This window comes from Paenibacillus wuxiensis, from assembly GCF_040195695.1.
Classification (GTDB): domain Bacteria; phylum Bacillota; class Bacilli; order Paenibacillales; family Paenibacillaceae; genus Paenibacillus_B; species Paenibacillus_B suaedae.
Genome location: NZ_JBEFZI010000007.1, coordinates 424,576 through 448,956 on the forward strand (window position 1 = coordinate 424,576; position 24,381 = coordinate 448,956).

Below are 24,381 nucleotides of genomic sequence, written 5' to 3' on the forward strand. Positions count from 1 at the left end.
TCTTGCAGTTCTCTCAGAGAATTGGGATTTTTCCCATACAATGTCCATTGTCTCTTTTGCCATTATGACCTACGATCATAGACAACAGAATATCGCGTGTTGTCCACCTATTATTTAACCATATTGCCTGCAAAAAGCATACATGGGCATGTACGATTTGCCTTGGCAACGTGATATTCCTCATTGAAAAAAGAAAAACGACAATCGATCCGCTGTTAAAAGTGTAAAAAAATACATATCCACGCATGGAAGGAGATTGTGGAGCGTAGTCGAATATTAGGATAACCCAAAATCGAAATACAGAAATCTGCACAAATTTGCAGCAAGAAGTCATAAGGTTCATCTAGAGATATGGTAAGACTACCTTGTATGTTCAGGGGTGAATGATATGTATACAAGATGCATTTGTGATCATTACATGGATATTACCGTTCGTACCGTTGTACATGCGCGTACAATTCATATCCACCGCGTTCCGGTGGTGACTTGTGTGAGTTGTGGGCGTTCGGAACTGCTTGCTTTTGTCAAAAAAGATGTAGCCGCTCTCATACACAGCCGCATGGATATGATTGCTGAGAATCCACTTGCACTTGGGAAAGCTCCTCTGCATGTGTCATTTGATGAGCAGAATGAGCTGGCCAGTGTCATCGTATCCTTGCTGGATGAAGAAGAAAGCGATGATATGCTGTCTCGATTGGAATACCGCATTGCAGAGCGTGTCAATCAATTGCTTGATTTGTATTTATTTGCTCGAACATGCAATGACACGTTATGGATGGATGAGCTGCAATGTAGATTAAAGCAGATTTCCGGTTTTAGTTTTGAGTCATATCGGGTTAAAATAAGTTAAAGCGCATTTTCATAGATCATTGCTTTGAATATGAATGATCTTCTCATACATGACAGGGGATATATATCGAAGCATAGGGGGCACTACGATGGAAGCAGTTACGACGATGGAAGCATTGGAATCACTAATTGAACGGTCGAAGGAGCAGACAGTTATTCTATTCAAGCACAGCACACGCTGTCCAATTAGCGCACATGCGGATGAAGAGATGGTGAAGGTAGCTGAGGATTTCGAGCCGCAAGGGATTGCTATAGGCCGAATACTGGTTGTGGAAAATCGTGATGTCTCGCTCGCGTGTGCGGATATGCTCGGCATTCAGCACGAATCCCCTCAGGTCATTGTATTGCGGGATGGGGAGCCAGCATGGAATGAATCGCATCATGCGATACGATACGACAAGCTGGAGAGCGTCCTTGGGCAATAAACGGTAAATAATGACAAACGGTAGCTGATTTGCTCGTGACATTGCGAATTTTCTGAAAATAGCGTATCATTAACATAATATCAATGGTCGCAACAAATTTATCGTTAATTGGAGAGAAGGATCGTGACGGTAACTATTTATGATGTAGCAAGAGAAGCGGGCGTCTCGATGGCCACCGTTTCCCGGGTTGTCAATAACAACCCGAACGTGAAGCCGCAAACGCGTAAAAAGGTATACGAAGCGATTGAACGTTTAGGTTATCGCCCGAATGCAGTTGCACGCGGACTTGCGAGTAAGAAGACGACAACCGTTGGGGTTGTCATTCCTGATATTTCGAATTCTATCTTTGCCGAAGTAGCGCGCGGTATTGAAGATATTGCCAATATGTATCATTACAATATCATCCTGTGCAATGCGGACAAGAAGAAGGAGAAAGAAATTCGGGTTATTAATACACTGCTGGAGAAGCAGGTGGACGGACTGTTGTTCATGGGCGGAGTTGTTACGGAGGATCATGTTCAAGCATTCCGTACCGCTTCGGTGCCGATTGTTCTCTGTGCAACTACAGATGAGCATGGCATTATCCCATCGGTTGATATCGATCACGAGGCAGCAGCATTTGATGCCGTAAATACGCTTATTCGCCATGGACATCGCGATATTGCGATGATCAGCGGTACGCTTCAAGATCCTGCGAACGGGTTTGCTCGTTTCCAAGGATATAAGCGTGCATTGGAAGGCGCGGGCATCGAATACAAGGAGGACTTGGTTCGAATCGGCAACTACCGCTATGAGTCCGGCGTAGAGGCGATGAAGTACTTCCTCGGCTTGAAGAAGCGTCCGACGGCAATCTTTGCCGCAACGGATGAGATGGCTATCGGTGCAATCCACTGCATTCAAGATGCTGGCTTGAAGGTGCCAGATGACTTCTCTGTCATCAGTGTTGATAATATCCGTATGGCGTCTATGGTTCGTCCGCAATTGACAACAGTAGCTCAGCCAATGTATGACATTGGTGCGGTTGCGATGCGCTTGCTGACGAAGCTGATGAAGAAGGAAAATGTAGAACATTCACGTGTTATTTTGCCGCATGAGACAATACTTCGTTTGTCTGTAAGTGAAGTATAGGGTTATCGGTTGGTGCATGTGAATCAATAAAGATACCGTGTTGGTATATACGCAAGGCCCCATGTATTGGGGCCTTTTGTATGATTATAAAGATGATATACATACAGGAGGTAGGTCTCGATGACAAATGCGCATGAAGCGGTTATTGGTATAATTGGGGCGATGGATGAGGAAATCGAATTGCTGCTTCAGGCAGCTAAGCCTGTAGAGCAAGTAGATGTAGCGGGATTGCGTTATTACAAAGGCTCGCTTCACGGCAAGCATATCGTGATCTGCAAGTCTGGAGTCGGCAAGGTGAATGCTGCTGTCACCACGCAGGTGCTCATTGACCGCTTCCATGTATCGAAGGTGATATTCACGGGTGTAGCAGGTGCGGTTCATCCAGAGTTGAACATTGGTGATATTGTCATCTCGACATCGTGCATGCATCACGATATGGATGTCACAGCGTTAGGCTTTGCTCCAGGGATCATTCCATTTCAAGAAACTTCGCAGTTTATGGCGGATACGGGTCTTATTGAACTGGCAGAACGCGCGTGTGAACAGCTTGTTCCAGGCCGATATCGCAAAGGTGTCGTGCTATCAGGCGATCAATTTGTTGCAGATCGGGACAAAGTGCGTCAACTGCATGAGACGTTCGCCGGATCGGCTTGCACAGAGATGGAGGGGGCTGCTGTAGCGCAAGCATGCTTCATTAATGAGATTCCGTTCGTCGTTATCCGCTCAATGTCGGATAAGGCAGACGGCTCTGCTCATGTGAACTTTGCTGAATTCACGGTGGAAGCGTCGCATCGTTCCCATCAAATTGTAGACAGCATGCTGCAAGGACTTACGGTCTAATTGCGAAATCATAGCCTCCAACAGATAAATAGAGCGGCGCAAGCAGTCCCATACATCGGACCTGCCTGCGCCGCTGCTCGTTCTATCGGATATATTCAAGTGCGAGCTCCTTGGCACGTGCATTACGATCTTCGATAATGCTGCGCCTCGGCATTGGCGCCCACTCTGTGGCATCATCGTGCCAGGTATGCGGGAGAGGCACAGGCGATTGCATCGACCACTTCGCTAACCACTGCTGCGGCAATGGCTGCTGGGTGTGGTTCTGTAACGAATGAGCCAGTGGATGCTCACTCATCTCCAGCCACAGCATGCTCCAAGCCCGCGGTACGACACGCCAGATGTCATAGCCGCCGCCGCCAACGGCAACCCACTTGCCATCGCAGTATTGATGAGCAAGCCGATGAATGATACGCGGCATTTCACTGTAGATACGGGTACTGCAATGCATATGAGATAATGGATCGAGTGCATGAGCATCACAGCCATGCTGGCTGATAATAATGTCTGGCTTGAATGCCGCGGCCGCACTTTGCACGGTTTCAGTGAAGCATTCCAGCCAAGATTCATCCTCCGTATACGGCTCCAGAGGAACATTGACACACGCGCCGAACCCTTCGCCGCCGCCACGTTCATGAACGAAGCCGGTACCAGGGAACAGAAACTTCCCTGTCTCGTGGATGGAATAAGTGAACACATCCGGGTTCGTATAGAAGCACCATTGAACGCCATCTCCGTGATGGACATCGGTATCCACATAGAGGACACGTGCTTGGTACGTTTGCTGCAGCCATGCAATTGCAACAGCTGCATCATTATAGACGCAGAAGCCCGCTCCCTTATCGCCGAACGCATGATGAAGGCCGCCGCCTAAATGCAGGGCATGCTGTGATTTTCCAGACATGACAGCCTCGCATGCAGCGATGGAGCCGGCAACTATCGCACATGCCGCTGTATGCATCCCTGTGAAGTAAGGGGTATCCTCGGTATGCAGGCCGTATTGTGCGGCACGGGCTACCCATTCGGTTGATGGGTTTGGATCGCTGAGATGCTTCACTGCGTCGATATAGTCAGCGCGATGAATGAGGGGCAGCCAGCGTTCGGTATCAGAGGCTTGCGTCTGAAGGCGAATGACAGCGCCTTCATCTAATGCTTCGGCGTACTCTAGCAGGTCATGAGTCATGGCAAGCCGCTGCTGATCGAATGGGTGATCTGCATTAAATCGATAACGGAGGGCTTCCTCATGCATGAAGTATAGGGCCTTACCTGACATGTCCAACATCCCTCTCTACAATACTAGTACATGAACCGCTGGCGGAATCGGACGCGATCGAATTGCTCCTCTGACGCTAACGGGACGTCCTTGCCGATGCGGACCATAAGGCAGTTGGCAGGGTGGGAACAAATTTCAGGATCATCCGTTGCATACCAGATCATGCCTACGGATTCCATTAATTTCTCCATCATCTTACGATAGTCCCATACGTTCATCCGGGTGCCGTCTAAATCCCAATGCCAATAATATTCAGTCGTAAATATAATATAGCGTTCCATCTGTTCATCTTCAAAAGCCGTCGATACCATGCTTCTGCCAAGGCCCAGCGAGCGATAATCCTTGGCTACCTCGATGGCGCCAAGCTCAATGAGATCATCCATTCCCCCATCTGACCAGCGCTCTAGTTCATCAGGGTAATGGAAGGTGACATATCCGACGATGGTAGAGCCTTCCCTAGCAATAATAATGCGTCCTTCCGGCAAATCCGCAATCTCGATAAGTGCTTGTTGCTGTTCTGCTGGCCTGCGGAATGCCTTCAGATCGGTGTGCATAGTCAAGGTGCGAAGAATATCGGAACGTACGGGGCCTTCGACGACGACAACTCGTTCTCGTTCCGTATGAGGAATAACATGAGCGTAGTATCTCTTTGGATGTTCCACACCGAGCAGCTCCTTTCGTCTCTTCCATTCCGTTATAGCAAAAAAAGGTTGATTTGAAAAGGAAAAGAATAGGCGAAAAAGAAAACGTATGCTATAATGATTTTGCCTTAAAGTTCATGATTTTTTCCCTTGACACCACGAACTGCATCATCGTCCTTTAGTACAGTTCTTCATGAAAGCGATTTATTGCGCTTAGGCGTGAATAGTGAAGCATGAATAAAGAATGAAAAAGATATAGGAGGATGGAACAATATGGGTAACGTGCAGGGAGAAATTATTGCTGCTATAGCAAGCAATCCGAACATGAGTGACTATGAACAATGGTCGGCCGATTTCAAATGGGAAGACGTAGAGAAGCAATTTTCATGGTATGAGACAGGTAAAGTGAATATGGCTTATGAAGCGATTGATCGGCATGTTGCGAACGGGCGTGGTGATAAGGTAGCGCTCTATTATAGCGATGCTGCGCGTGATGAGTCGTATACGTTTGCTGACTTGAGCCGCAAGACGAATCAGTTCGCGAACGTGCTGCGCAAGCTTGGCATTCAGAAGGGAGATCGTATCTTCATCTTCATGCCGCGTACGCCTGAATTGTACGTCAGCTTGCTAGGATCATTGAAGGTCGGTGCGGTCGTAGGTCCTCTGTTCGAAGCATTTATGGAGACAGCGGTTCGGGATCGTCTGGAGGACAGCGGGGCGGTTGCGATCGTGACGACGCCATCGCTCGTTCATCGTGTTCCTCGCTCCGAGCTGCCAGCATTGAAGAATATCGTTCTTGTTGGCGAGGGCGTAGAACAAGAAGAAGGTATAGTGGATTTTCATGCAGAAATGTCTACAGCTTCCGAGGAAGCTGAAATCGAATGGCTGCAGCGCGAGGATGGACTCCTTATTCACTATACATCTGGTTCGACAGGGAAGCCGAAGGGTGTATTCCATGTTCACAATGCTATGTTGCAACATTATCATACTGGCAATGTTGTACTAGATTTAAAAGAAGACGACGTATATTGGTGTACGGCAGATCCGGGCTGGGTAACGGGGACTTCGTATGGAATTTTCGCACCATGGCTGCATGGGGCTACGAACGTTATTCGCGGCGGACGCTTCAGTCCACAAGACTGGTATGCGACGATTGAGAAATATAAGGTATCGGTATGGTACAGCGCTCCGACTGCATTCCGCATGTTGATGGGTGCTGGAGATGACGTGATTGCGAACTTTAATTTATCGAGCTTGCGCCACGTCTTGTCCGTCGGTGAACCACTTAATCCAGAAGTTGTTCGCTGGGGAATGAAAGTATACAATCATCGGATTCATGATACTTGGTGGATGACAGAGACAGGCGGGCAGCTGATTTGCAACTACCCAGCAATGGCCATTAAGCCTGGTTCCATGGGTCGCCCTGTTCCAGGTATAGAAGCCGCAATTATTGATGATCAAGGCAACGTGCTGCCTCCGTTCCGTATGGGTAACTTGGCAATTCGTACGCCGTGGCCTTCGATGATGCGCAAGGTGTGGAACAACCCTGCCAAGTATGAGGAATACTTCCGTCTGACTGGTTGGTATGTGTCAGGTGATTCTGCCTACATGGATGATGAGGGCTACTTCTGGTTCCAAGGCCGTATTGACGATGTCATTAATACTTCAGGTGAGCGCGTTGGGCCTTTCGAGGTAGAGAGCAAGCTGGTAGAGCATCCGGCAGTTGCTGAAGCAGGTGTTATCGGCAAGCCTGATCCAATGCGCGGTGAGATTATAAAGGCTTTCATTTCTTTGCGGGAAGGCTATACGCCGTCAGACGAATTGAAGGCGGATATAGCGCGGTTCGTTAAGGAAGGATTGTCTGCACATGCGTCTCCTCGCGAGATTGAGTTCAAGGATAAATTGCCGAAGACACGCTCAGGCAAGATTATGCGGCGTGTGCTTAAGGCTTGGGAACTGAACCTGCCAACAGGTGATTTATCAACGATCGAGGACTAATCCCTGAAATCTTGTTGACAAATCCATAATCGTGGGATATTATCCCAATAGCGAAGCGAATCTGCAACGCGAAACGACAAGTACAATAGAATGGACATAACATGTTACCGCAAGGGCATTCGTTATGGAAGTTCAGTCGCTATGTGACTGCCTTCTTAACGTATGCCTTTTTTTGTCGTTGCACCGTTATCGCGAATTCAATCCATGTTGACGGAGAGGGGTATATCCATGAACGGAATGCATCACAAGTGGGGCAGATCCTTACTGCTGCTTATCATTAGTGCACTTGTCTTAATGACGGCAGCAGGTTGCAGCTCGGGCAGTCAGAAGAATGGGGAATCGAATAACGGAAGCAGTGGAAAGACAACGGAGCAAGCACAAAACAACAACAGCGATGCTGGCAAGACAGATTCATCTGGCGGTGAGGTGTCCGGTGATTTTGAAATTCAGTATTTCGTCGGCGGATATGGGGATCAGGGCTGGAAGAAGATTATCGCTGAGTTTCAGAAGAAGTACCCAAATGTAAATGTGAAAGAGTCAGCAGGCCCGAAAATCAATGATCAGATGAAGCCGCGCTGGATTCAAGGCAATCCTCCTGACTTCGTCTACATTGACGGTGCGGGTTCAAATGCAACCCAAATGGTGCAAGATGATCAACTGATGGATTTGACTGATTACTTTAAAGAGGCCAAGAACGCAGACGGCAACAAGATTTCAGATGAGCTGCTGCTGAAGCCAATCGATTACAGCGGCAAAACGTATACAATTCCATTTGTTTTCGGTTCCTGGGGAATTTTCTACGATAAGAAATTCTTTGCAGACAATGGCTGGGCGGAACCGAAGGATTTCGACACTTTTATGAGCGAAGCGAAGAAAATCAAGGAGTCTGGCAAGGTCAATGCACCATTTATATTTACAGGCAAGTATCCATACTATTTCCAAAGTGGTGTGATGGATTCCGCATTCGTCGTGAACAACAACAACGATACTTCGATTCTGCTGGACATGTTCGCTTTGAAGGAAGGCGTATTCAAGAGCGAGCCTGTGAAGAAGGCATTGGAGCAAATGGTGCAAATGCGTGATGCAGGTCTCATTGATCCTGCTTCAGCCCCAATTAACCATATCGATTCGCAAATGCTATTCTTGCAACATAAAAATGCGTTTATCCCGAATGGACTCTGGCTCGAAAATGAAATGAAGAAAGATGTTCCGCAAGGTTTTGAATTCGGTTTCATTCCATCCATTACTCAAAAGCCGGGCGGAAAATTTGTAGCCATTCCATTTACAGCTACGGTTGGCATAGCGAAGAAGGCGAAAAATCCAGCAGCCGCTAAAGCATTCCTTGAATTTTTGTTCACGAAGCAATCTGCCATTACATGGGCGGAAGAGACAGGTGCACTGGGCAACTTGAAGGCAGATTTGGAAAAATCCAATGCGAGTGGGCTGTCCAAGACAGCTATGAAATTTTATAGCTCTGACAATACCATTGTCGCCCCTTACATTGAATTGAATGCGGACGTGGATAAGGTGCGATCAGACTCCACACTCGCGCTTATGATGGGCAGCATTACTCCAGATGAATGGATGGAGCGTATGGAGAAGGCTGCTGCGAAGGCAAGGAAGTAAAGTGTACAGCGGTTAAGAGAGGATGCATGCGTGAACAGACGTATGCATCCTAATCCGCATCGACAAATTGATGAATGGAGAGCGATAAGGAGGGGGTTGGTTGAACAAGATGGTGCCTGCACAAAAGACTCCTGTTAAGGGGGATATGAGCGGACGGGTCGGCCTTTCATGGAAGCGAAAGCGCCAGATCTTCATGTTCGTATTTACCGTACCTACGTTGTTATTTTTCTGTTTATTTATGATATATCCGATTTTTCATGGGCTATATTTCAGCTTCACAGATTGGTCGGGAGGATCGGAGACGAAGAACCTAATCGGTATTGATAATTATCGCGAATTAGCGAATGATCCGATTATCGGGAAGGCTATTCTGAATGACTATTTCTTCGTATTCTGGAAAGTAGTTGGCATTGTTGGGCTGGGGGTCTTATTCGCGGTGCTGATGACTCGCTTTCGGATCCGTGGGAGCGGGTTTTTCCGCTCGGTGTTCTTTATCCCGAATATTCTGTCTGTCGTTGTCATTGGAGTGTTATGGAATTATATATATAACCCAAGCATCGGATTCTTGAATTCATTTTTGTCATTGTTCACGGCGGATAAGGTTCAGACGCCATGGCTTGGAGACCCAAATCTTGCGATGTGGATGCTGCTTCCTCCAGCAATATGGGCGGGTGTAGGATTCGTTATGATTCTAGTTATCGCAGGAATCTTGAACATTCCGAAGGATTTATATGAGGCGGCCAGCATCGATGGCGCTCAGGAATGGCAGCAGTTCTGGCGCATTACGATGCCGCTTACGTGGGAACAAATTAAAGTATCGATTTTATGGGTTGTGATGACGACGTTAAATGGATCATTTGTTATCGTATGGATGATGACCGAAGGTGGCCCGGATAATGCGACACAGGTCATGGGCTCGTACTTGTATCAGATGGGATTCCGCCAATTCCATTTCGGCTATGCTTCTGCGATAGGCGTACTTATTCTAATTCTGTCGCTCATTACGACGTTGGCGCTTCAGCGGCTATTGCGCAGAGATGCAATTGAAATGGCTTAACTATTTCGACTGGAAAAGGAGAGGGCGGCCTATGGAATCCATGCAGCAATATCCTCGTAAGCGTTCTTATATGATGGTTAGAGCTTTGATGTATGCATTACTAGGGATATGGACGTTACTCGTCATTTATCCGCTGCTGTGGTCCATCCTTGGCTCGTTCAAGACGAATCAGCAGTTCCTGCTAAATGCGCCGTGGAGCTTGCCGGAGTGGCCGTTTGAATGGGCTAATTTTACAACAGTATGGAACAACTATCACCTAGGAACGTACTTCATGAACTCGTTAATTGTTACGGTTGTAAGCACAGTGTTGGCTTTGCTGCTTTCTTCAACGACATCATATATTATCGCTAGATTTCCGTTTCGCGGCAGCATGGCACTGTATAATCTATATTTGTCCAGCATGATGATTCCTCTTATTCTTGGATTGATACCGCTGTTTTTTCTACTTTCCAATCTGCATCTAGATAATTCTCTCCTTGGACTGATTCTTGTTTATACGGTGACTAATTTGCCTTTTGGTGTATTTGTACTCGTGGGATTTTTCCGTTCAATGCCTAAGGAATTGGATGAGGCAGCTTCCATCGATGGAAGCTCGCATTATGGGGTCTTCTTCCGTATTATGCTTCCACTTGCCAAGCCTGGACTCATCTCTGTCGGCATGATGAACGTGTTGAACATTTGGAACGAATATATTATTGGTACAGTGCTGGTGAACGATCCTGAGAAGTATACAATTCCTGTCGGCATCGCAATCATGCAGGCAGAGATGCAGTATCGGACAGAATGGGGGCCGTTATTCGCGGGATTGCTGCTCTCAATCATCCCTGTGCTGGTTTTATATATGATCTTCCAGAAGCAGATTACAAGCGGCATGATGGCCGGAGCGATAAAATAATGCAGCATCCTAGCAGCTAGGTAAGGGGAGCGGTGTTGCGAATGAAAATGATGACGTATATGCAGCAAATTGGCCGATCGCTGATGATTCCCATTGCAGTGCTTCCCGCAGCATCAATATTAGTGAGGATTGGAGATATCAAATCCAGTATTCCGTGGGTGGACGCAGCAGCAAGTGTATGCAAATTAGGCGGGAACGCCATTTTTGATCATATGCCGTTATTTTTTGCAGTTGGGGTAGCGATCGGATTAACATCAGGCCAAGGGGTTGCCGCCTTGGCCGCTGCTGTTGGATACTTCGTATTTACCAATGTCATGAAGCATTTCGAGAATGAAATTGCCCTCGATACGGGAGTGCTCGGCGGGATGCTGTGCGGGGCAATTGTGGCAATATTGTATAAGCGCTATCATGGCATTCGGCTGCCGGCAGCACTCGGCTTCTTCGGGGGCAAGCGCTTCATTCCGATCATCTCTTCACTGGTTATGGTCATTGTAGGAGTTGGAGTCGGTCTTATTTGGCCCGCGATTCAAGAGGCTATTCGTGATGCAGGTACCAGTATCATGACCGCGAAAGGCTGGGGAGCGGGCTTGTATGGCTTGTTGAACCGATTGCTCATACCTACAGGATTGCATCATATACTGAACAATATTGCATGGTTTCAAATTGGAGAATATGTAACAGATGCAGGGACGATAGTACGAGGGGATTTGTGGCGATTCCATGCTGGCGATCCTACGGCGGGAACCTTTATGGCCGGTTTTTTTCCTGTTATGATGTTTGGTTTGCCGGCTTACGCACTCGCAATCGTCCGCTCATCTCAATTGCAGGAACGCAAGCGTATCGCTTCGATTATGCTAACAGCTTCGCTGACAAGCTTCCTGACCGGAATTACGGAACCGCTTGAATTCACGCTTATGTTGACGGCGCCTGTCCTCTACGGGATACATGCGTTGTACACTGGTTTAGCGCTCATGCTTGCAGATCTCATGGCCATACGAGCAGGGTTTGGATTTTCAGCGGGCTTTATCGATATGTTCATATCGTGGACGAGCGTAAAGGATACTTTGCTCTTACTGCTGCTTGGCGTCCTCTATTTTGGATTGTATTATGTGACTGCGACTATCGCGATTCGGATGTTTCATGTCCACGCACCTGGCCGAGAGGAGGATCGGGCGAGCGGGGCAACAAGCCCGAGCCCGACTGCTAGAACGCAAGATGATGCAGATGCTCTATTGGAACGGTTGCTTGGCTATATAGGAGGAATGGGGAATATTCGCTCTGTTGATGCGTGCATTACTCGACTACGGCTGCAGCTTGAAGATGAATCCAAGGTAGATGAAGTAGGAATTATGTGTCTTGGTGCATATGGCATGATGCGTGTAGCCAAGGGTCACATTCATATTGTGATGGGGACGGATTCGGAGCTGTTGCGGGAGAAGATTGAGCGAAGATTAAGTGTATCGGCATTTATTAACGGTTAGCGGGCACATTCTCAGTTATCCATCAGCTGGGCAGTTCGATTCTTGGAAGGGGAGAGCGGATGATTGAACGAAAGATTGTTCATGTCCTGTCGCATAATGTGGTAATGGCCAAACTATCCAATGGGAAGAACTCCATTGCCTTTGGCAAAGGGATAGGCTTTCAAAAAAAGCCTGGGATGGAGGTAGATGCATCTGATATTAAACAGGAATTTTTACTGCACACAACGGATGTGCGGGAGCATTACGAGCATATTCTGCATGCGGTTGATTTCAAGATTATTGGTGTGGTCGAAGAGGTCATCGCTTTCGCTCAGGGGCATTTAGAAGGGGATTTCTCGGAGACGATTCACTCTGCACTCGTTGATCATATTAATTTAGCGATTGAACGCTGCAAGCGCGGGCTTGTCATCAGCAACCCGTTTATGTTCGAAATTCAGCACTTGTATCGAGATGAATACCGAGTGGCAGAACGAGCGATTGACTATTTGAATGATCAGCTGAAAGTGAACTTGCCTCCAGATGAGGTTGCCTTTTTGGCTATGCATTTCCACGGTGCACGAAGGGGCGGTAAGGGCAATAAGTCAGTTGCAGAATTGAAGATGATATCGAGGGTACTGGAGGAAGGAAAGAATATTGGGATAGACTTTGACGAATCACTTTCTACAGTCCTGTTCATCGGACATCTGAAGGGACTCATAGATCGGGTACGGGCAGGGAAGACACTAAATAATCCGCTTCTCGTTCAGATTCGTGAAGAATATGAAGAAGCCTACGAGAAGGCTGTGTTATTAGCAGGTTGGATTGCAGAAGGGCTGGAGAAGACGGTTCCACCTGAAGAAATCGGATTTCTTACAATGCATTTGGAACGGCTTGTTCAACGGAAAAATGTAAGCATATAAATGCGATTTTGCATGCAGCAATGACAAGAACATACAGAATGAAAAAAAGGGGGCGTCCCAAGTCTTTTTAGACTTTTGGGACACCCCCTTCTGTGTAATTTGCTCAGTTATTGACCTGGACGGCAGGAGAGGAAGTAGATTCTCCTGCACTATTTGTAGCAGTCACATAATACCATCCGCCTGGTGTCAAAGTAATCAACTCAAAGTCCGTTGACGTTGACGAGCCGATGCGTTCGTAAGAGCCGTTCTGGCTCGCACTATAATAGATATAATATTCACTTGGATTGTTGGACGCAGCCTTCCAAGAGAGACGCACGCCCATGTCCGTTAGTGCCATCTTCAGTCCATTTGGTGCATCAGGTACCTGAGCAGCAGCCCGTTGCGGTTCCTGTCCGCTGCCGTTGTCAACTTCATGACTGCTCTCCTCTCTACCTGAATTGCTGCTCCCAGATTCTGTTGGATCATTGGAACCCGGCGTAGGCGTTACCTCTGTGCCAGATCCTGAACCATTAGAGCCCCACTGTACAATCTCCGATGGGATCGATTCATGACCGCCCACGTCGACAGCTGTTACATAGAAGCTGTACTGCTTGTTGCCTGATACATAGCCAGTGAATCTCGTCTCTTCTCCGGTCAGAACGGTTCCGCTCTGTTGTTGGTAAGCGCCGCCGCCCATTGATCGATACAGACGGTATCCTACAACATCGGATTCTGGATTGCGCGAGAAGGTGATGCGAACAGCATCGCTCTTCAAGGCAGCGATTCGAACGCTCCGTGGTGCAGAAGGTGCCTTGCCGTCATCCTTGCGCGGATCGACCTTCGCAGGCGCGTCGTTGTTAGCATCTTCTGGCAAGTAATCCGAAAAAGAGCGTCGATTGCTGCTGGATGAGAGATGCCCCAGCGCTTTCTTCAATTCCTCCACGAGCACTTGAATCGGCTTCTCGCGTTTCAGCACTACTTTCTCACCGATCATATCGGCAGGAGTGCTGTCATGTGGAATATAGTTGACGCCGTCATAGGTGATATACTTCATGTGAACAAGCGCGTCTTCCTCGGTTTTCGGCACATATTTACGGTTAAAAATATCCGTGACGAATTTGCCGCCGAGTCTCGTTAACTCATTCGGAAGCTTGCCGCTATAACCAGACACAGTCATGCTCACGATACCGTCAGGACGTGTGAACTCCTTCGTGTGGAGCAAATTAGGCTTGGCCTTGTTCACCTCATTCATCACCTTCGACCAGATCTCTGTTGAGCGTGAACGAGCGTCGCGGTTCAGTACATGAATCGGCTTGTCGTAACCGACCCATACACCCATCGTGACATCTGGTGTCGAGCCGATGAACCACGTATCCGCATAGTTCTGGGTTGATCCGGTCTTGGCCGCAACCTCAACTTTCCCGTAGAGATCAAATTCGCCTCTCACGCGGCGCCCGGTACCTCTGGAATCCGTAATGACGGATTTCATCATATCAGTCATCAGGTATGCGCTTTGCTTCGAGACAACTGCTTGCGGATCTTCCTTGTGTTGATACACGATATTGCCATTGGAATCTACAATCTTACTAATTAAGTACGCATCGTTGAATACGCCCTGATTGGCAATTGCTCCGAACGCGTTCGTAATTTCTTCAACCGTTACTCCATACCGCAAGCCGCCGATGACGCCAGTCTGCGCGTAATAATCTTCAGGCTGAATGGTCGTGATGCCGAGCTTCTGTACGAAGTCCAGCGCCTTCTTTACACCGAGCTTCTCAATATAGATCTTGAGCGCCGGCAAGTTGAGCGATTGACTTAATGCGCTCCGAGCAGTAACAAGACCTTGATAGCGTCCGTTGGCGTTGCCTGGAATGTGGTAACCCTTGGAGCCATCCTTGAGTACAATTGGAGCATCGTCCAATATGGATGCGGGTTGAATTAACCCTTGATCCAGTGCCGGCAAGTAAGCTGCGAGCGGCTTCATTGTCGAGCCGGGCTGCTTCAGCATCTGCGTGGCGAAGTTCATCTGCTCGATCTTGAAGTCGCGACCTTCGATCATGCCAAGAATGGCACCTGTTCTATGGTCGACCATCAGCGATGCTACCTGTTCAACACCCTTCGTCTTGCTGTCAGGGGAGAAGTTATCAGGATTAGCAGAGACTCGCTTCATTGCATCATATATTTTCTTATCAATGGTGGTATACACGAGATAACCGCCGCGAAGCAGTTGCTCGCGTGCCGACTGCAGCATATCGTTGTTCTCGCGCTTGCGCAAGTCTGCCTTCGTAAGTCCAGGATTCTGCTGAAGTACGAGTACTTCTGCTGCGGCACGTTCTGTTTCCATCATCAGATATGGATATGTAGCGTATGCCTTCTCCCGAGGCTGGGCAATTGATTTGCGAATATCAAACGCCAGTGCTTCATTATATTGCTGCATCGTAATTTTATTTTCTTCAAGCATTCGCTTGAGAACAAGCTTCTGCCGTTCAATTGCGCGTGCAATCCCTTTTTCATTGACTTCACCTTTACCGGTAAAGGCCGAGTAAGCGGATGGAAGCTGTGGAAGGCCTGCAAGATACGCTGATTGGGCGATGTTCAACTTGCTCAGATTATCAATATTAAAAATACCTTTTGCTGCTGCTTTAATTCCGTATAAGTTGTAGCCTGTTGAACCGTTGCCGAAAGGAACCTTATTCAAGTATGCAACAATAATTTCATCTTTGGACAATACACGCTCCATACGCATGGAGAGCAGTATTTCCTTCGCTTTACGACTGTCGGTACGATCCAAATTCAAAAATACACGTCTTGCCAATTGCTGAGTAAGCGTACTGCCGCCTGTCTGCACAGATTGATTCATTACTTTCTGTACAACAGCCCGAGACAGTCCGCGAATATCAACGCCCATATGCTCATAGAATCGATTGTCTTCAATCGCAACAAGGGCATCAATGACGGATTGGGGGATATCTTTTAATGAGACGGGACGACGATCCTCTTCGGTTCGAAGCTGTCCGATCGGATTGCCGTCATTAAAAAAAGCGAATCCGGTTATGGCATTCTCCTGAATCTTCTGCTGAATCATTTCTCGTGGGCGAACCGGTTCGTCCTTGACTAAGGACGTTACATAACCGAGACCAGCGCCACCAGCAAATAAGCCGCATAGCAGGCCGAACAGCATGAGCCACTTCATAACGGACCATATCGTGCGGCCAATCGACCTCTTGCGTGCTGGTCTTTTGCCGCTTTCCGTCACTTTCTCCTCAACCATGCATTATTTCCTCCTTAGTAATTGCAGCGCTTTCCATTATACCATAAAAGTGAGAGGAAAAAGAGCGTCCGTTATCGCATTTCCTGATGATAATATAGCAGGAAAAATAAAAAAATCGCCTCCCGCTAGGGAAGGCGATTGTGGTGTCGCTTCTATGCGATAGAGCGAATCTTATCGGCTGTAGAACTCGACGATTTGCTTTTCATCGATGTCTTGGGACAACTCGCCGCGCTCAGGCAAACGTACGAATTTACCTTCCATAGCAGCTTCGTTGAACTCCATGTATCCTGCCAAGTGATGACGGCCTTCAAGAGCTTCCTTGATCACTTTCAAGTTACGGCTTCTTTCGCGCAAGCCGATTACATCACCAGGAGATACGAGGTAAGACGCGATGTCTACTTTCTTGCCGTTTACAGTCACGTGACCGTGTGCTACCAATTGGCGAGCACCTGCACGGGAGTTGGAAAAGCCAAGACGGTATACCAAGTTGTCCAAGCGGCTTTCGAGCAAGAACATGAAGTTCTCACCAGCGATACCTGGCAATTTGGATGCGCGGTTGAACAGTGTGCGGAATTGCTTCTCGCCCAAACCGTACATGTGGCGCAATTTTTGTTTTTCTTGCAATTGAACGCCGTAGCCGCTCAATTTTTTGCGTTGTCCTGGACCATGTTGTCCTGGAGGATACGCGCGCTTCAATTCTTTACCTGTACCGCTCAAGGAAATTCCAAGACGACGGCTCAATTTAAATTTAGGACCTGTGTAACGTGCCATGTTATATTGACTCCTTCTCAATCAAAATTATCGTTAGATTGTGGGGTGTCATTGCGTCGAAATCATCCTATGCTTTCCGATAATTCGGTCAGCTCCGACTCAGGTTTTCAGCCGCTGCCTAGCCGGTGATGATTATCGTGAGGGTGACACAACAGTTTCGCCCATATACATCACATAATATTATAAGATAGAGTACGCTCCTGTCAAGCTATATAATCAAATTGAGTTAGAATCTGATTTCTAGTTAGATCTTTTGGCATGGTTCAAATGGACCAAAAAAATAGAATTGGTTTTCGGGATATAGTACATTTTAATTGCAAAATCATGTATGATAGAAATTGAACAACCTTTCGAAAATGAAGGAGAAGAGGATGACGGAACGTCAACTTCCACAATACACAACTGAATTTGAACCCATAAAGACAGAGACAGAGGATTGCCAAGATCCTGCTCCTGTCGACGAAGAATTGGCATTAGAAGGATGGCTGCTTCAGCGTGACGTGACGACGCATGATTTCCCTTATATTGCCTCGCAATTGCAATCCGCATATCGTGCATGGCTGAAGGATATGCCGTATGAAGCCATTTCTATAATTGGAAGCAGTGCGATTTACGATTATGCTGGAGGATGGTTGGCAGGGGATGAGGCACTGCATGCGGATAGCAGGATAAGTATAGCGTTGAATGAATGCTTGCAAGAACGAACCAAGACAACAGCAGCTATAGACAATGGACTGTTGGTTATCTGCCCGCTGCAGACACGCGAGGGGCAAAATGTATTCGCAGCCGTTGCTTACAGGTTGTCGGCAGCTATGTCGAGTGGAGCCATGACAGCGCTGGAGGCGTGGACACACGCGCTTCGCTCGCAGTTCTACCTTGCATTCGAATATACATTTATTAAGGAACTTATGTACACTCAGCGCATTGTTGAACGAGAATACAAACGCAGAGATGTTCTATATAATGTGGTGCGTCACATGCATGATCGAATTGATGTTGATGCGGTGCTGACGCAAATAATGGAAAGTGTAGAGCGGCTTGTGCCGGAATCGAGCATTGAAGTGTATCTATCACAGGATCACCATAGTGTGAACCCGAAGGTGAAGACACTCGTGTTCAAGTCTTGGGGCGATCCGATTGTCATGCAGGCATTTATGAAGGGAGAGCTATGCTACGGCCGGACGCAAGAGGGTCACACCGAAGTTGCCTTCGGGCTCTGCGGCAAGCAGGGCTCGTACGGCGTGCTGAAAGTCTGCTTTCCATACGAGGAACCGGATCCTTCCGATGTACAGCTCATTCAACTCGTGGTCGAGACAGCAGGTACGGCATTTGAAAATGCGCGCCTTCATGAGCAGGCCAATGAAGTCATTCAAGAGCTTCGCTTCATTAATGACTTGACGAAGCGAATTAATCAGAGCTTGAGGTTGCGGGATGTATTCCGGGATGCGACGCACGAATTGCTCCGAGTATTCGGGGCTGAGTTCTGCGTACTGCTGCAGCTCAATGCCGAGAAGAACCGCTTTGAGGTTGTATCCTGCAACCTCGAAGAATTTGATGGTGCTCATATGCCAGCGAATGAAGGATTGTTCGGCTACATGATCTCATTGCGCGAGCCAATTATTGTCTCAGACAGCAAGGAACAGAGCCCTACATCCATGCACTTCTTTGAAAAGCTTGGACTGCGCTCTGTGATTGCTGCACCGTTATTTGGCGGAGGTGAGCTGGTTGGAATTGTCGTGCTGGCAGACAAGCGGCCGCAGTTCTTTACATATGAGAATTTGAAACTGTTGCAAATGCTTGCCACTCATATCGGCCTTGCGATTGCCAACGCCACCTTGCATGCTAGGGTAAAGCATCTTGCCAACAAAGATCAGCTGACTGGTCTCTATGCTCGGCATTATTTGGATAAGCAGATTGATCGGTTGCAGAAAAACGACTTTTGCGGTTCATTGATTGTAGCGGATATCGATTACTTTAAACAGATTAACGACTCGTATGGCCATCAAATTGGCGATAAAATATTGAACCAAGTCAGCCGGATTATTCGTACTTCAATTCGGGAGACTGATATTGCAGCTCGTTGGGGCGGTGAAGAGCTTGCAATTTATTTGCCGCAGTTGACCCTGCCCCAAACACTACGGGTGGCTGAACGCATACGAGCCCGGGTTGCGAACGAGACAGACCCGCGGGTAACAGTCTCATGCGGCATCGCGGACTGGAACTGGCAGGATGAGAAGATCAGTGTTGAATCCCTGTTCTACCGTGCGGATGTCGCCTTATATGAAGCGAAGCATGGCGGCCGCAATCAGATTCAAATGAGCAAGAAGGAGCAGTAAGCATCATTTTGGTGCGCCGCATAATTCCAAAACAGACGTGACACGCTAAAAGAGGCAGGAATGCAAATTCCGACCTCTTTTTTTTGTTCATTTACAGTGGAGGTGACTTAATGACCATAGCACGATCAACATTACGGGAGAAGCGGCGCCGTGTCATATGGATGGCAACTTTGCTGATTGTTGCGCTTATTGCTCATGGATGCTCGATTGCCGACCATACTCCTCCTGATGTATTGCTCGATAGAGCGCTCAATGGAATGGTAGGCAAGGATCAGTTCCGCTTTCAGGGCATGGCCGAAATCCGAACAGGCAAAGATAAACTGCTAGCCAAGCAGCTGCGATACGAGGGGGAAATTCAACAGCATAAGGGTACCCATATGCGAATCAGTCCTCAAGCGGAGCAGACAACGACCGAGAGCAGATGGAATCCTCTGCGACAATTGGAAGAGCTTCGAATCGATGGGGCGAAGCGGGTGAAGCTGCTGACGGATTCTGATCCAGTTGTTCAGACGCATGCTGGGTTGCCCAACCAAATGCGTGTAATGAGCATCGATGCGAAGCAGCGGGCAGACCTGATTCCATTGCAAATCGTAATCGATGCAGATCAGGCAAAGCGCATGTATACCAAACAATTGGTTGAAGATTACGATCGGCTGATTACACCGAACGTGCAGCTGCAGCAAATGAAGGGCAGCATGTCGCAGGCTGATGAGCAGAAGCTCCAGAAGGAGTTAGCAGCTCTTGCTGCCCAAGGCCGCAAGGAGCTTCATGCAAGACTGGAGGATGCGGCGGTGCAGGCGAAGTATGTCGTGTGGGTGAATAAGCGGGATTCACTCCCTGCCTATGTCGAAGGTTGGATAACGTCATCCTATAAGGAGCAAGGGGAACCGAGAGAAGAATTGGTTCACATGCAGTCTCAATTCATTTATGAGTAGAAGTCTGCTGTACCGTGCAGGAACACGCTGACTCTGCACGATCATCGTGATACAATGATAATCGTAAGTTCATGTTAACCGACCGAGGAGGAACCATAGGATGAAAGACCCAAGAATAGAACAGCTTGCGAAAAACTTGGTTGGATACTCTGTTGATGTACAACCAGGGGAAAATATCCTTGTAGAGATGATTGGATCTGAGCGTGAATTGGTTAAGTGTATAGTGGATGAGATTGCTAAGCGCGGCGGTCGTCCATTTGTACAGCTGACGGATCGTTCTGTACTGCGTTCGCTTCTCTTGAATGCAACGAAAGAGCAGATGGAGACATGGAAAGAGTATGATCTGCTTCGGATGCAGAATATGCAGGGGTACATTGGAATCCGTGCTGGTGAGAATGCGAACGAATTAGCCGATGTGCCAAAAGATAAGATGGCGTTGTACGAGTCGATCTATTCCCATCCTGTACATATGGAAGAACGCGTTAAACGCACGAAATGGGTTGTGCTTCGCTATCCGAATGCCTCCATGGCTCAGCTGGCGAACACGTCGACAGAAGCATTTGAGGACTTCTACTTCAATGTTTGTAACTTGGACTATTCCAAGATGGATGCTGCGATGGATTCCTTGAAAAACTTGATGGATCGTACAGACAAGGTGCGCTTGGTCGGGCCAGGAACAGATCTCAGCTTCTCCATCAAGAACATTGGTTCTGTCAAATGCTCCGGACAACGGAACATTCCAGACGGAGAAGTGTACACGGCTCCAGTGCGTGATTCGGTGAATGGCACTTTGTCCTACAACACACCGTCCATCTATAACGGGTTCACATTCGAGAACGTGAAATTCCGTTTTGAGAACGGTAAAATTGTGGAGGCAACAAGCAATGATACGGATCGCTTGAACGAAATCTTGGATTCGGATGAAGGTGCTCGCCACATCGGTGAATTTGCAATTGGCGTCAATCCGTATATTTTACACCCGATGAAGGACATTCTGTTCGATGAGAAGATTGCAGGCAGCATTCACTTCACACCGGGGCAAGCCTATGATACTGCTGATAACGGCAATCGCTCTTCCATCCACTGGGATCTGGTTCTGATCCAGCGTCCAGAGTACGGCGGCGGCGAAATGTACTTTGACGATGTGCTTGTTCGCAAAGACGGTCGCTTTGTTATTCCAGAGCTGGAATGCTTGAACCCTGAACATTTGAAGTAGTCTATATTTGCCTGCTTCATCTGATGGATTTCACCTTGCGCCCAGCCTCTTATTCACGGTATGATGGAAGCGTATAAATTAGATGTGATTTACTGAGACGGAGGGATTTCAATGTCTAATAACACGGCAATTGTGGAAATCTCGCAAACAGCGAACAAATTCAGATCTTCGATTGTGTTACAAGCCGACAACAAATACATTGACGTAAAAAGTATTCTTGGTTTGTTCACGACACTCGTTGGCAATCAAGCGTATGAACTGCATGTTCATGGACCGGATGTAGACGAAGCGAAAGTAGCTATGTCTGAAGTATTCGAGAAGCATGGTCTGAATGTAACTGTTGTAGCCGAATAATTCGGATCGAGAATTGGGGGGTCGGGACGTATTGTCTCGGCTCTTCTTTCTTTTGGACAAGCACTTTCTGCTTATTATTGAAATACGCTGTTATTTTTTTGCTCTCTCAAGTTTTTCTCTATGAGATGGCAATTATGCTGACCATGCAAGGCGTCGCTTCACTTTGGTACAGGGAATTGCAGGTGGAAAAGTGCGCATTGTCATACAGAAGTTCGCGGTGCATCTTGTGTTACAGGTCATGATCGTCTAATATTAGAAATAGAACAAACGTGACTTCGAGTCATAGGGGGGAAATCAGGCATGTCTTCGTCGGATGTGGTACAACAGATCAATGATAAAGCGCTCGCTCTGCTTGAAGATGATGCGCATCAAATAGAGAAACTCATTCAAGTTCAAATGGAGAACTTGGCGACGCGTTACTGCCCTCTCTATGAGGAAGTGCTAGATACGCAAATGTATGGTTTTTCTAGACAGGTGGATTTTGCAGTTAGAGCGGGATTGGTAGAAGAGACTGTCGGACGTATGCTGGTCAGCAGATTAGAGCGGAATCTTGCTGTACTGTATGAAGCATTGAACAAAGAAGAGAAATAAGATGAATGAAATTGCTCAGTGCGTAAACGACTGAATACAAAGAAAGCTTGGGACAAGTCCCAAGCTTTTTGTGTTTTGTTGGAAAATGGAAGGAAGGAGACAACGGCAAGCTGCTTCCATACACGAATCATGAATCAGAACGCCTATACGAGGTAAAATGATACGCCAAGAATAATATACACAGCGAGCAGCAGCAGTCCTTCGTACCAATTTGTTCGTCCATCCTGAGAAATCGACTTCGCGATAAAGACAGAGACCGCAATGGCCACCATTTCAATGGTTGTAAATACGATGTCCATCGTTTGCCCGAAGAGAGCACTGACAAATACGAGTACTGGTGCTACGAACAGAGCAATTTGCAAGCTGCTGCCGATTGCAATCTCGACAGCTGCGCCGATCTTATTCTTCATCGCCATCATGACGGCTGCGCTATGCTCTGCGGCGTTACCGACGATTGCAATAACGAATGCGCCTACGAACAGTTCGGATAAGCCGAATTGTGCGGTGAACGAATCAAGGGTGCCAACCAGCCATTCACTCACGAATGCGACCATAACCGTAGCTAGGAGCAGGAATACGATAGACTTTGATTTTGACCAAGCTGGCTCTTCTTCTGCCTGTTCCTCGCCAACCGCTGATTCATCGGTGAGCAGGTCCTTATGGGTAATCATAGAGAACACGAGCCAGAGCAAGTAAGCAGCGATCAATACGCCGGCAACAATGAGACTGAGCGTCTTCGTGCCTTCTGCACTAATCGAATGAGTGGTGAAAAATGCGGCAGGCACGAATAAGGCAATCACAGCAAGCAGCATCAGAGAACCGTTCATGCCTGCAAGCTCGATGTTGAAGCGCTGCACCTTGTATTTTAAGCCCCCTACAAATAAGCTAAGCCCTAATACAAGCAGTAAGTTGCCGATAATCGCACCAGTCAAGCTGGCCTTGACCATGTCGAACAATCCTTCCCGAACAAGGAAGATTGCGATGATCAGCTCAGCTGCATTGCCGAAGGTTGCATTAAGGAAGCCACCGAGCCGCTGGCCTGCGTAGTGGGATACACTCTCTGTGGCCCGTCCAAGAAAGCCGGCGACGAAAATAATCGAGACTGCGGAGATGACGAATTGCAATGTCATATTCCAGTGAAGGAAATGACCTACCCCGCTAAGGACGAATGTAGTGCACAAAAGCGCAAAAAACAGTCGGTTGCGCAAACCGATCACTCCTAACGTTCATAAGGTATGGGCAAAACATCTGATATTTAATATAGCGAACTGATTTTCGTTTGTAAACTATGCCAATTGATCCATATCGTCGGTGTGAAATTGAATCTGATTCGAGTTGAATACACTGTTTGCTTTCATGTTCAAAAATCGACTACAATATAGGGGAGACAGAAAGGAGGATGACGATGGCTGAGGAACAATTGAACACGCAGGAAGGTAACATTCGGATATCCGACGATGTCGTCGCCACAATCGCTGGTCTTGCTGCGCTTGAAACTCCAGGTATTGCTGCTATGTCAGGCGGACTGTCCGAAGGCTGGGCGAAGCGATTGAGCGGCAAGAATGTACAAAAGGGTGTATCTGTAGAGGTAGGCCAAGTGGAAGCCGCTATAGATCTACGAGTGATTGTCATGTATGGCATGCCAATTCAGGAAGTGTGCCGCCAGTTGCAATTAAACGTCCGCGAAGCGGTTCAGAATATGACCGGACTAGGCGTCGTTGAAATTAATGTTAAGGTTGAGGGCGTCGCATTTAAAGATGAGGAACTGGAAGAGATCCAGCGAATCAGTAAATAGGCACTTATGCTTGCATGCACACCA

At 47.6% G+C, this 24,381-nt stretch carries 21 protein-coding genes; 16 read left to right on the plus strand and 5 right to left on the minus strand.

The features are described from left to right. Positions 1 to 388 precede the first annotated feature (388 nt). The 4 genes from ABN764_RS18375 to ABN764_RS18390 all read left to right on the plus strand — a co-directional run bounded on the left by ABN764_RS18375 (position 389) and on the right by ABN764_RS18390 (position 3,242). Positions 389 to 850, plus strand: coding sequence for a hypothetical protein (locus ABN764_RS18375; RefSeq protein ID WP_446672696.1), 462 nt, complete (start codon positions 389 to 391; stop codon positions 848 to 850). A gap of 88 nt (positions 851 to 938) precedes the next feature. After that, the gene (gene ytxJ / locus ABN764_RS18380; protein WP_028531252.1) at positions 939 to 1,274 is read left to right on the plus strand and encodes a bacillithiol system redox-active protein YtxJ; all 336 of its coding nucleotides are present in this window, start codon (positions 939 to 941) and stop codon (positions 1,272 to 1,274) included. A 123-nt stretch (positions 1,275 to 1,397) separates the two neighbouring features. Continuing rightward, positions 1,398 to 2,402 carry a catabolite control protein A gene (ccpA, locus tag ABN764_RS18385; RefSeq protein WP_021256693.1) on the plus strand — a complete coding sequence of 335 codons (1,005 nt, stop codon included), beginning with the start codon at positions 1,398 to 1,400 and terminating at the stop codon, positions 2,400 to 2,402. Between the two features lie 120 nt (positions 2,403 to 2,522). Beyond that, positions 2,523 to 3,242, plus strand: a complete 720-nt coding sequence (locus tag ABN764_RS18390; protein ID WP_446672697.1) for a 5'-methylthioadenosine/adenosylhomocysteine nucleosidase — start codon at positions 2,523 to 2,525, stop codon at positions 3,240 to 3,242. Positions 3,243 to 3,324: 82 nt separating this feature from the next. Here ABN764_RS18390 and ABN764_RS18395 read toward each other — a convergent pair whose 3' ends face one another. Together ABN764_RS18395 and ABN764_RS18400 are read right to left on the minus strand one after the other, a co-directional pair. Then, the gene (locus ABN764_RS18395) at positions 3,325 to 4,512 is read right to left on the minus strand and encodes an acetoin utilization protein AcuC (RefSeq protein ID WP_268624479.1); all 1,188 of its coding nucleotides are present in this window, start codon (positions 4,510 to 4,512) and stop codon (positions 3,325 to 3,327) included. A 23-nt stretch (positions 4,513 to 4,535) separates the two neighbouring features. Then, positions 4,536 to 5,174 (minus strand): GNAT family N-acetyltransferase, encoded by a 639-nt coding sequence (locus ABN764_RS18400; RefSeq protein ID WP_021256690.1) that lies wholly within the window; start codon positions 5,172 to 5,174, stop codon positions 4,536 to 4,538. 252 nt (positions 5,175 to 5,426) lie between these two features. Here ABN764_RS18400 and acsA point away from each other — a divergent pair, with 252 nt between their 5' ends. The 6 genes from acsA (at position 5,427) to ABN764_RS18430 (ending at position 13,109) form a co-directional block, all read left to right on the plus strand. Beyond that, complete coding sequence (acsA, locus tag ABN764_RS18405) at positions 5,427 to 7,151, plus strand: acetate--CoA ligase (protein ID WP_021256689.1); 1,725 nt, start codon at positions 5,427 to 5,429, stop codon at positions 7,149 to 7,151. Positions 7,152 to 7,379: 228 nt separating this feature from the next. Next, on the plus strand, positions 7,380 to 8,777 hold the full coding sequence (locus tag ABN764_RS18410) for an extracellular solute-binding protein (protein ID WP_083189027.1): 1,398 nt from the start codon (positions 7,380 to 7,382) through the stop codon (positions 8,775 to 8,777). 109 nt (positions 8,778 to 8,886) lie between these two features. Beyond that, the gene (locus ABN764_RS18415) at positions 8,887 to 9,834 is read left to right on the plus strand and encodes a carbohydrate ABC transporter permease (RefSeq protein ID WP_446672732.1); all 948 of its coding nucleotides are present in this window, start codon (positions 8,887 to 8,889) and stop codon (positions 9,832 to 9,834) included. A 40-nt stretch (positions 9,835 to 9,874) separates the two neighbouring features. Next, entirely contained in the window at positions 9,875 to 10,729 is an 855-nt protein-coding gene (locus tag ABN764_RS18420) for a carbohydrate ABC transporter permease (RefSeq protein WP_072728988.1), read from the plus strand. 41 nt (positions 10,730 to 10,770) lie between these two features. Further along, positions 10,771 to 12,210 carry a PTS transporter subunit EIIC gene (locus tag ABN764_RS18425; RefSeq protein ID WP_268624475.1) on the plus strand — a complete coding sequence of 480 codons (1,440 nt, stop codon included), beginning with the start codon at positions 10,771 to 10,773 and terminating at the stop codon, positions 12,208 to 12,210. 59 nt (positions 12,211 to 12,269) lie between these two features. Then, positions 12,270 to 13,109: a PRD domain-containing protein gene (locus ABN764_RS18430; RefSeq protein ID WP_446672698.1), complete on the plus strand. Its 840-nt coding sequence runs from the start codon at positions 12,270 to 12,272 to the stop codon at positions 13,107 to 13,109. Positions 13,110 to 13,212: 103 nt separating this feature from the next. Here the strand turns inward: ABN764_RS18430 and ABN764_RS18435 are convergent, their stop codons facing one another. After that, positions 13,213 to 16,359 (minus strand): penicillin-binding protein 1A, encoded by a 3,147-nt coding sequence (locus tag ABN764_RS18435; protein ID WP_174807862.1) that lies wholly within the window; start codon positions 16,357 to 16,359, stop codon positions 13,213 to 13,215. A gap of 171 nt (positions 16,360 to 16,530) precedes the next feature. After that, the gene (gene rpsD / locus ABN764_RS18440) at positions 16,531 to 17,130 is read right to left on the minus strand and encodes a 30S ribosomal protein S4 (RefSeq protein WP_021256682.1); all 600 of its coding nucleotides are present in this window, start codon (positions 17,128 to 17,130) and stop codon (positions 16,531 to 16,533) included. A gap of 371 nt (positions 17,131 to 17,501) precedes the next feature. Here rpsD and ABN764_RS18445 point away from each other — a divergent pair, with 371 nt between their 5' ends. From ABN764_RS18445 to ABN764_RS18465, 5 genes are all read left to right on the plus strand, one after another. Further along, the gene (locus ABN764_RS18445; protein ID WP_446672699.1) at positions 17,502 to 19,466 is read left to right on the plus strand and encodes a GGDEF domain-containing protein; all 1,965 of its coding nucleotides are present in this window, start codon (positions 17,502 to 17,504) and stop codon (positions 19,464 to 19,466) included. A gap of 110 nt (positions 19,467 to 19,576) precedes the next feature. Further along, positions 19,577 to 20,401: a hypothetical protein gene (locus ABN764_RS18450; RefSeq protein WP_174807860.1), complete on the plus strand. Its 825-nt coding sequence runs from the start codon at positions 19,577 to 19,579 to the stop codon at positions 20,399 to 20,401. A gap of 100 nt (positions 20,402 to 20,501) precedes the next feature. Then, on the plus strand, positions 20,502 to 21,617 hold the full coding sequence (locus tag ABN764_RS18455) for an aminopeptidase (protein WP_021256679.1): 1,116 nt from the start codon (positions 20,502 to 20,504) through the stop codon (positions 21,615 to 21,617). Positions 21,618 to 21,728: 111 nt separating this feature from the next. Next, entirely contained in the window at positions 21,729 to 21,971 is a 243-nt protein-coding gene (locus tag ABN764_RS18460) for an HPr family phosphocarrier protein (RefSeq protein WP_021256678.1), read from the plus strand. A gap of 300 nt (positions 21,972 to 22,271) precedes the next feature. Further along, positions 22,272 to 22,562 carry an Fpa/YlaN family protein gene (locus ABN764_RS18465; protein ID WP_065290268.1) on the plus strand — a complete coding sequence of 97 codons (291 nt, stop codon included), beginning with the start codon at positions 22,272 to 22,274 and terminating at the stop codon, positions 22,560 to 22,562. Positions 22,563 to 22,705: 143 nt separating this feature from the next. Here ABN764_RS18465 and cax read toward each other — a convergent pair whose 3' ends face one another. After that, positions 22,706 to 23,770 carry a calcium/proton exchanger gene (cax, locus tag ABN764_RS18470; RefSeq protein WP_174807859.1) on the minus strand — a complete coding sequence of 355 codons (1,065 nt, stop codon included), beginning with the start codon at positions 23,768 to 23,770 and terminating at the stop codon, positions 22,706 to 22,708. Positions 23,771 to 23,967: 197 nt separating this feature from the next. Here cax and ABN764_RS18475 point away from each other — a divergent pair, with 197 nt between their 5' ends. Then, positions 23,968 to 24,357: an Asp23/Gls24 family envelope stress response protein gene (locus tag ABN764_RS18475; protein WP_021256675.1), complete on the plus strand. Its 390-nt coding sequence runs from the start codon at positions 23,968 to 23,970 to the stop codon at positions 24,355 to 24,357. Positions 24,358 to 24,381: the final 24 nt, after the last annotated feature.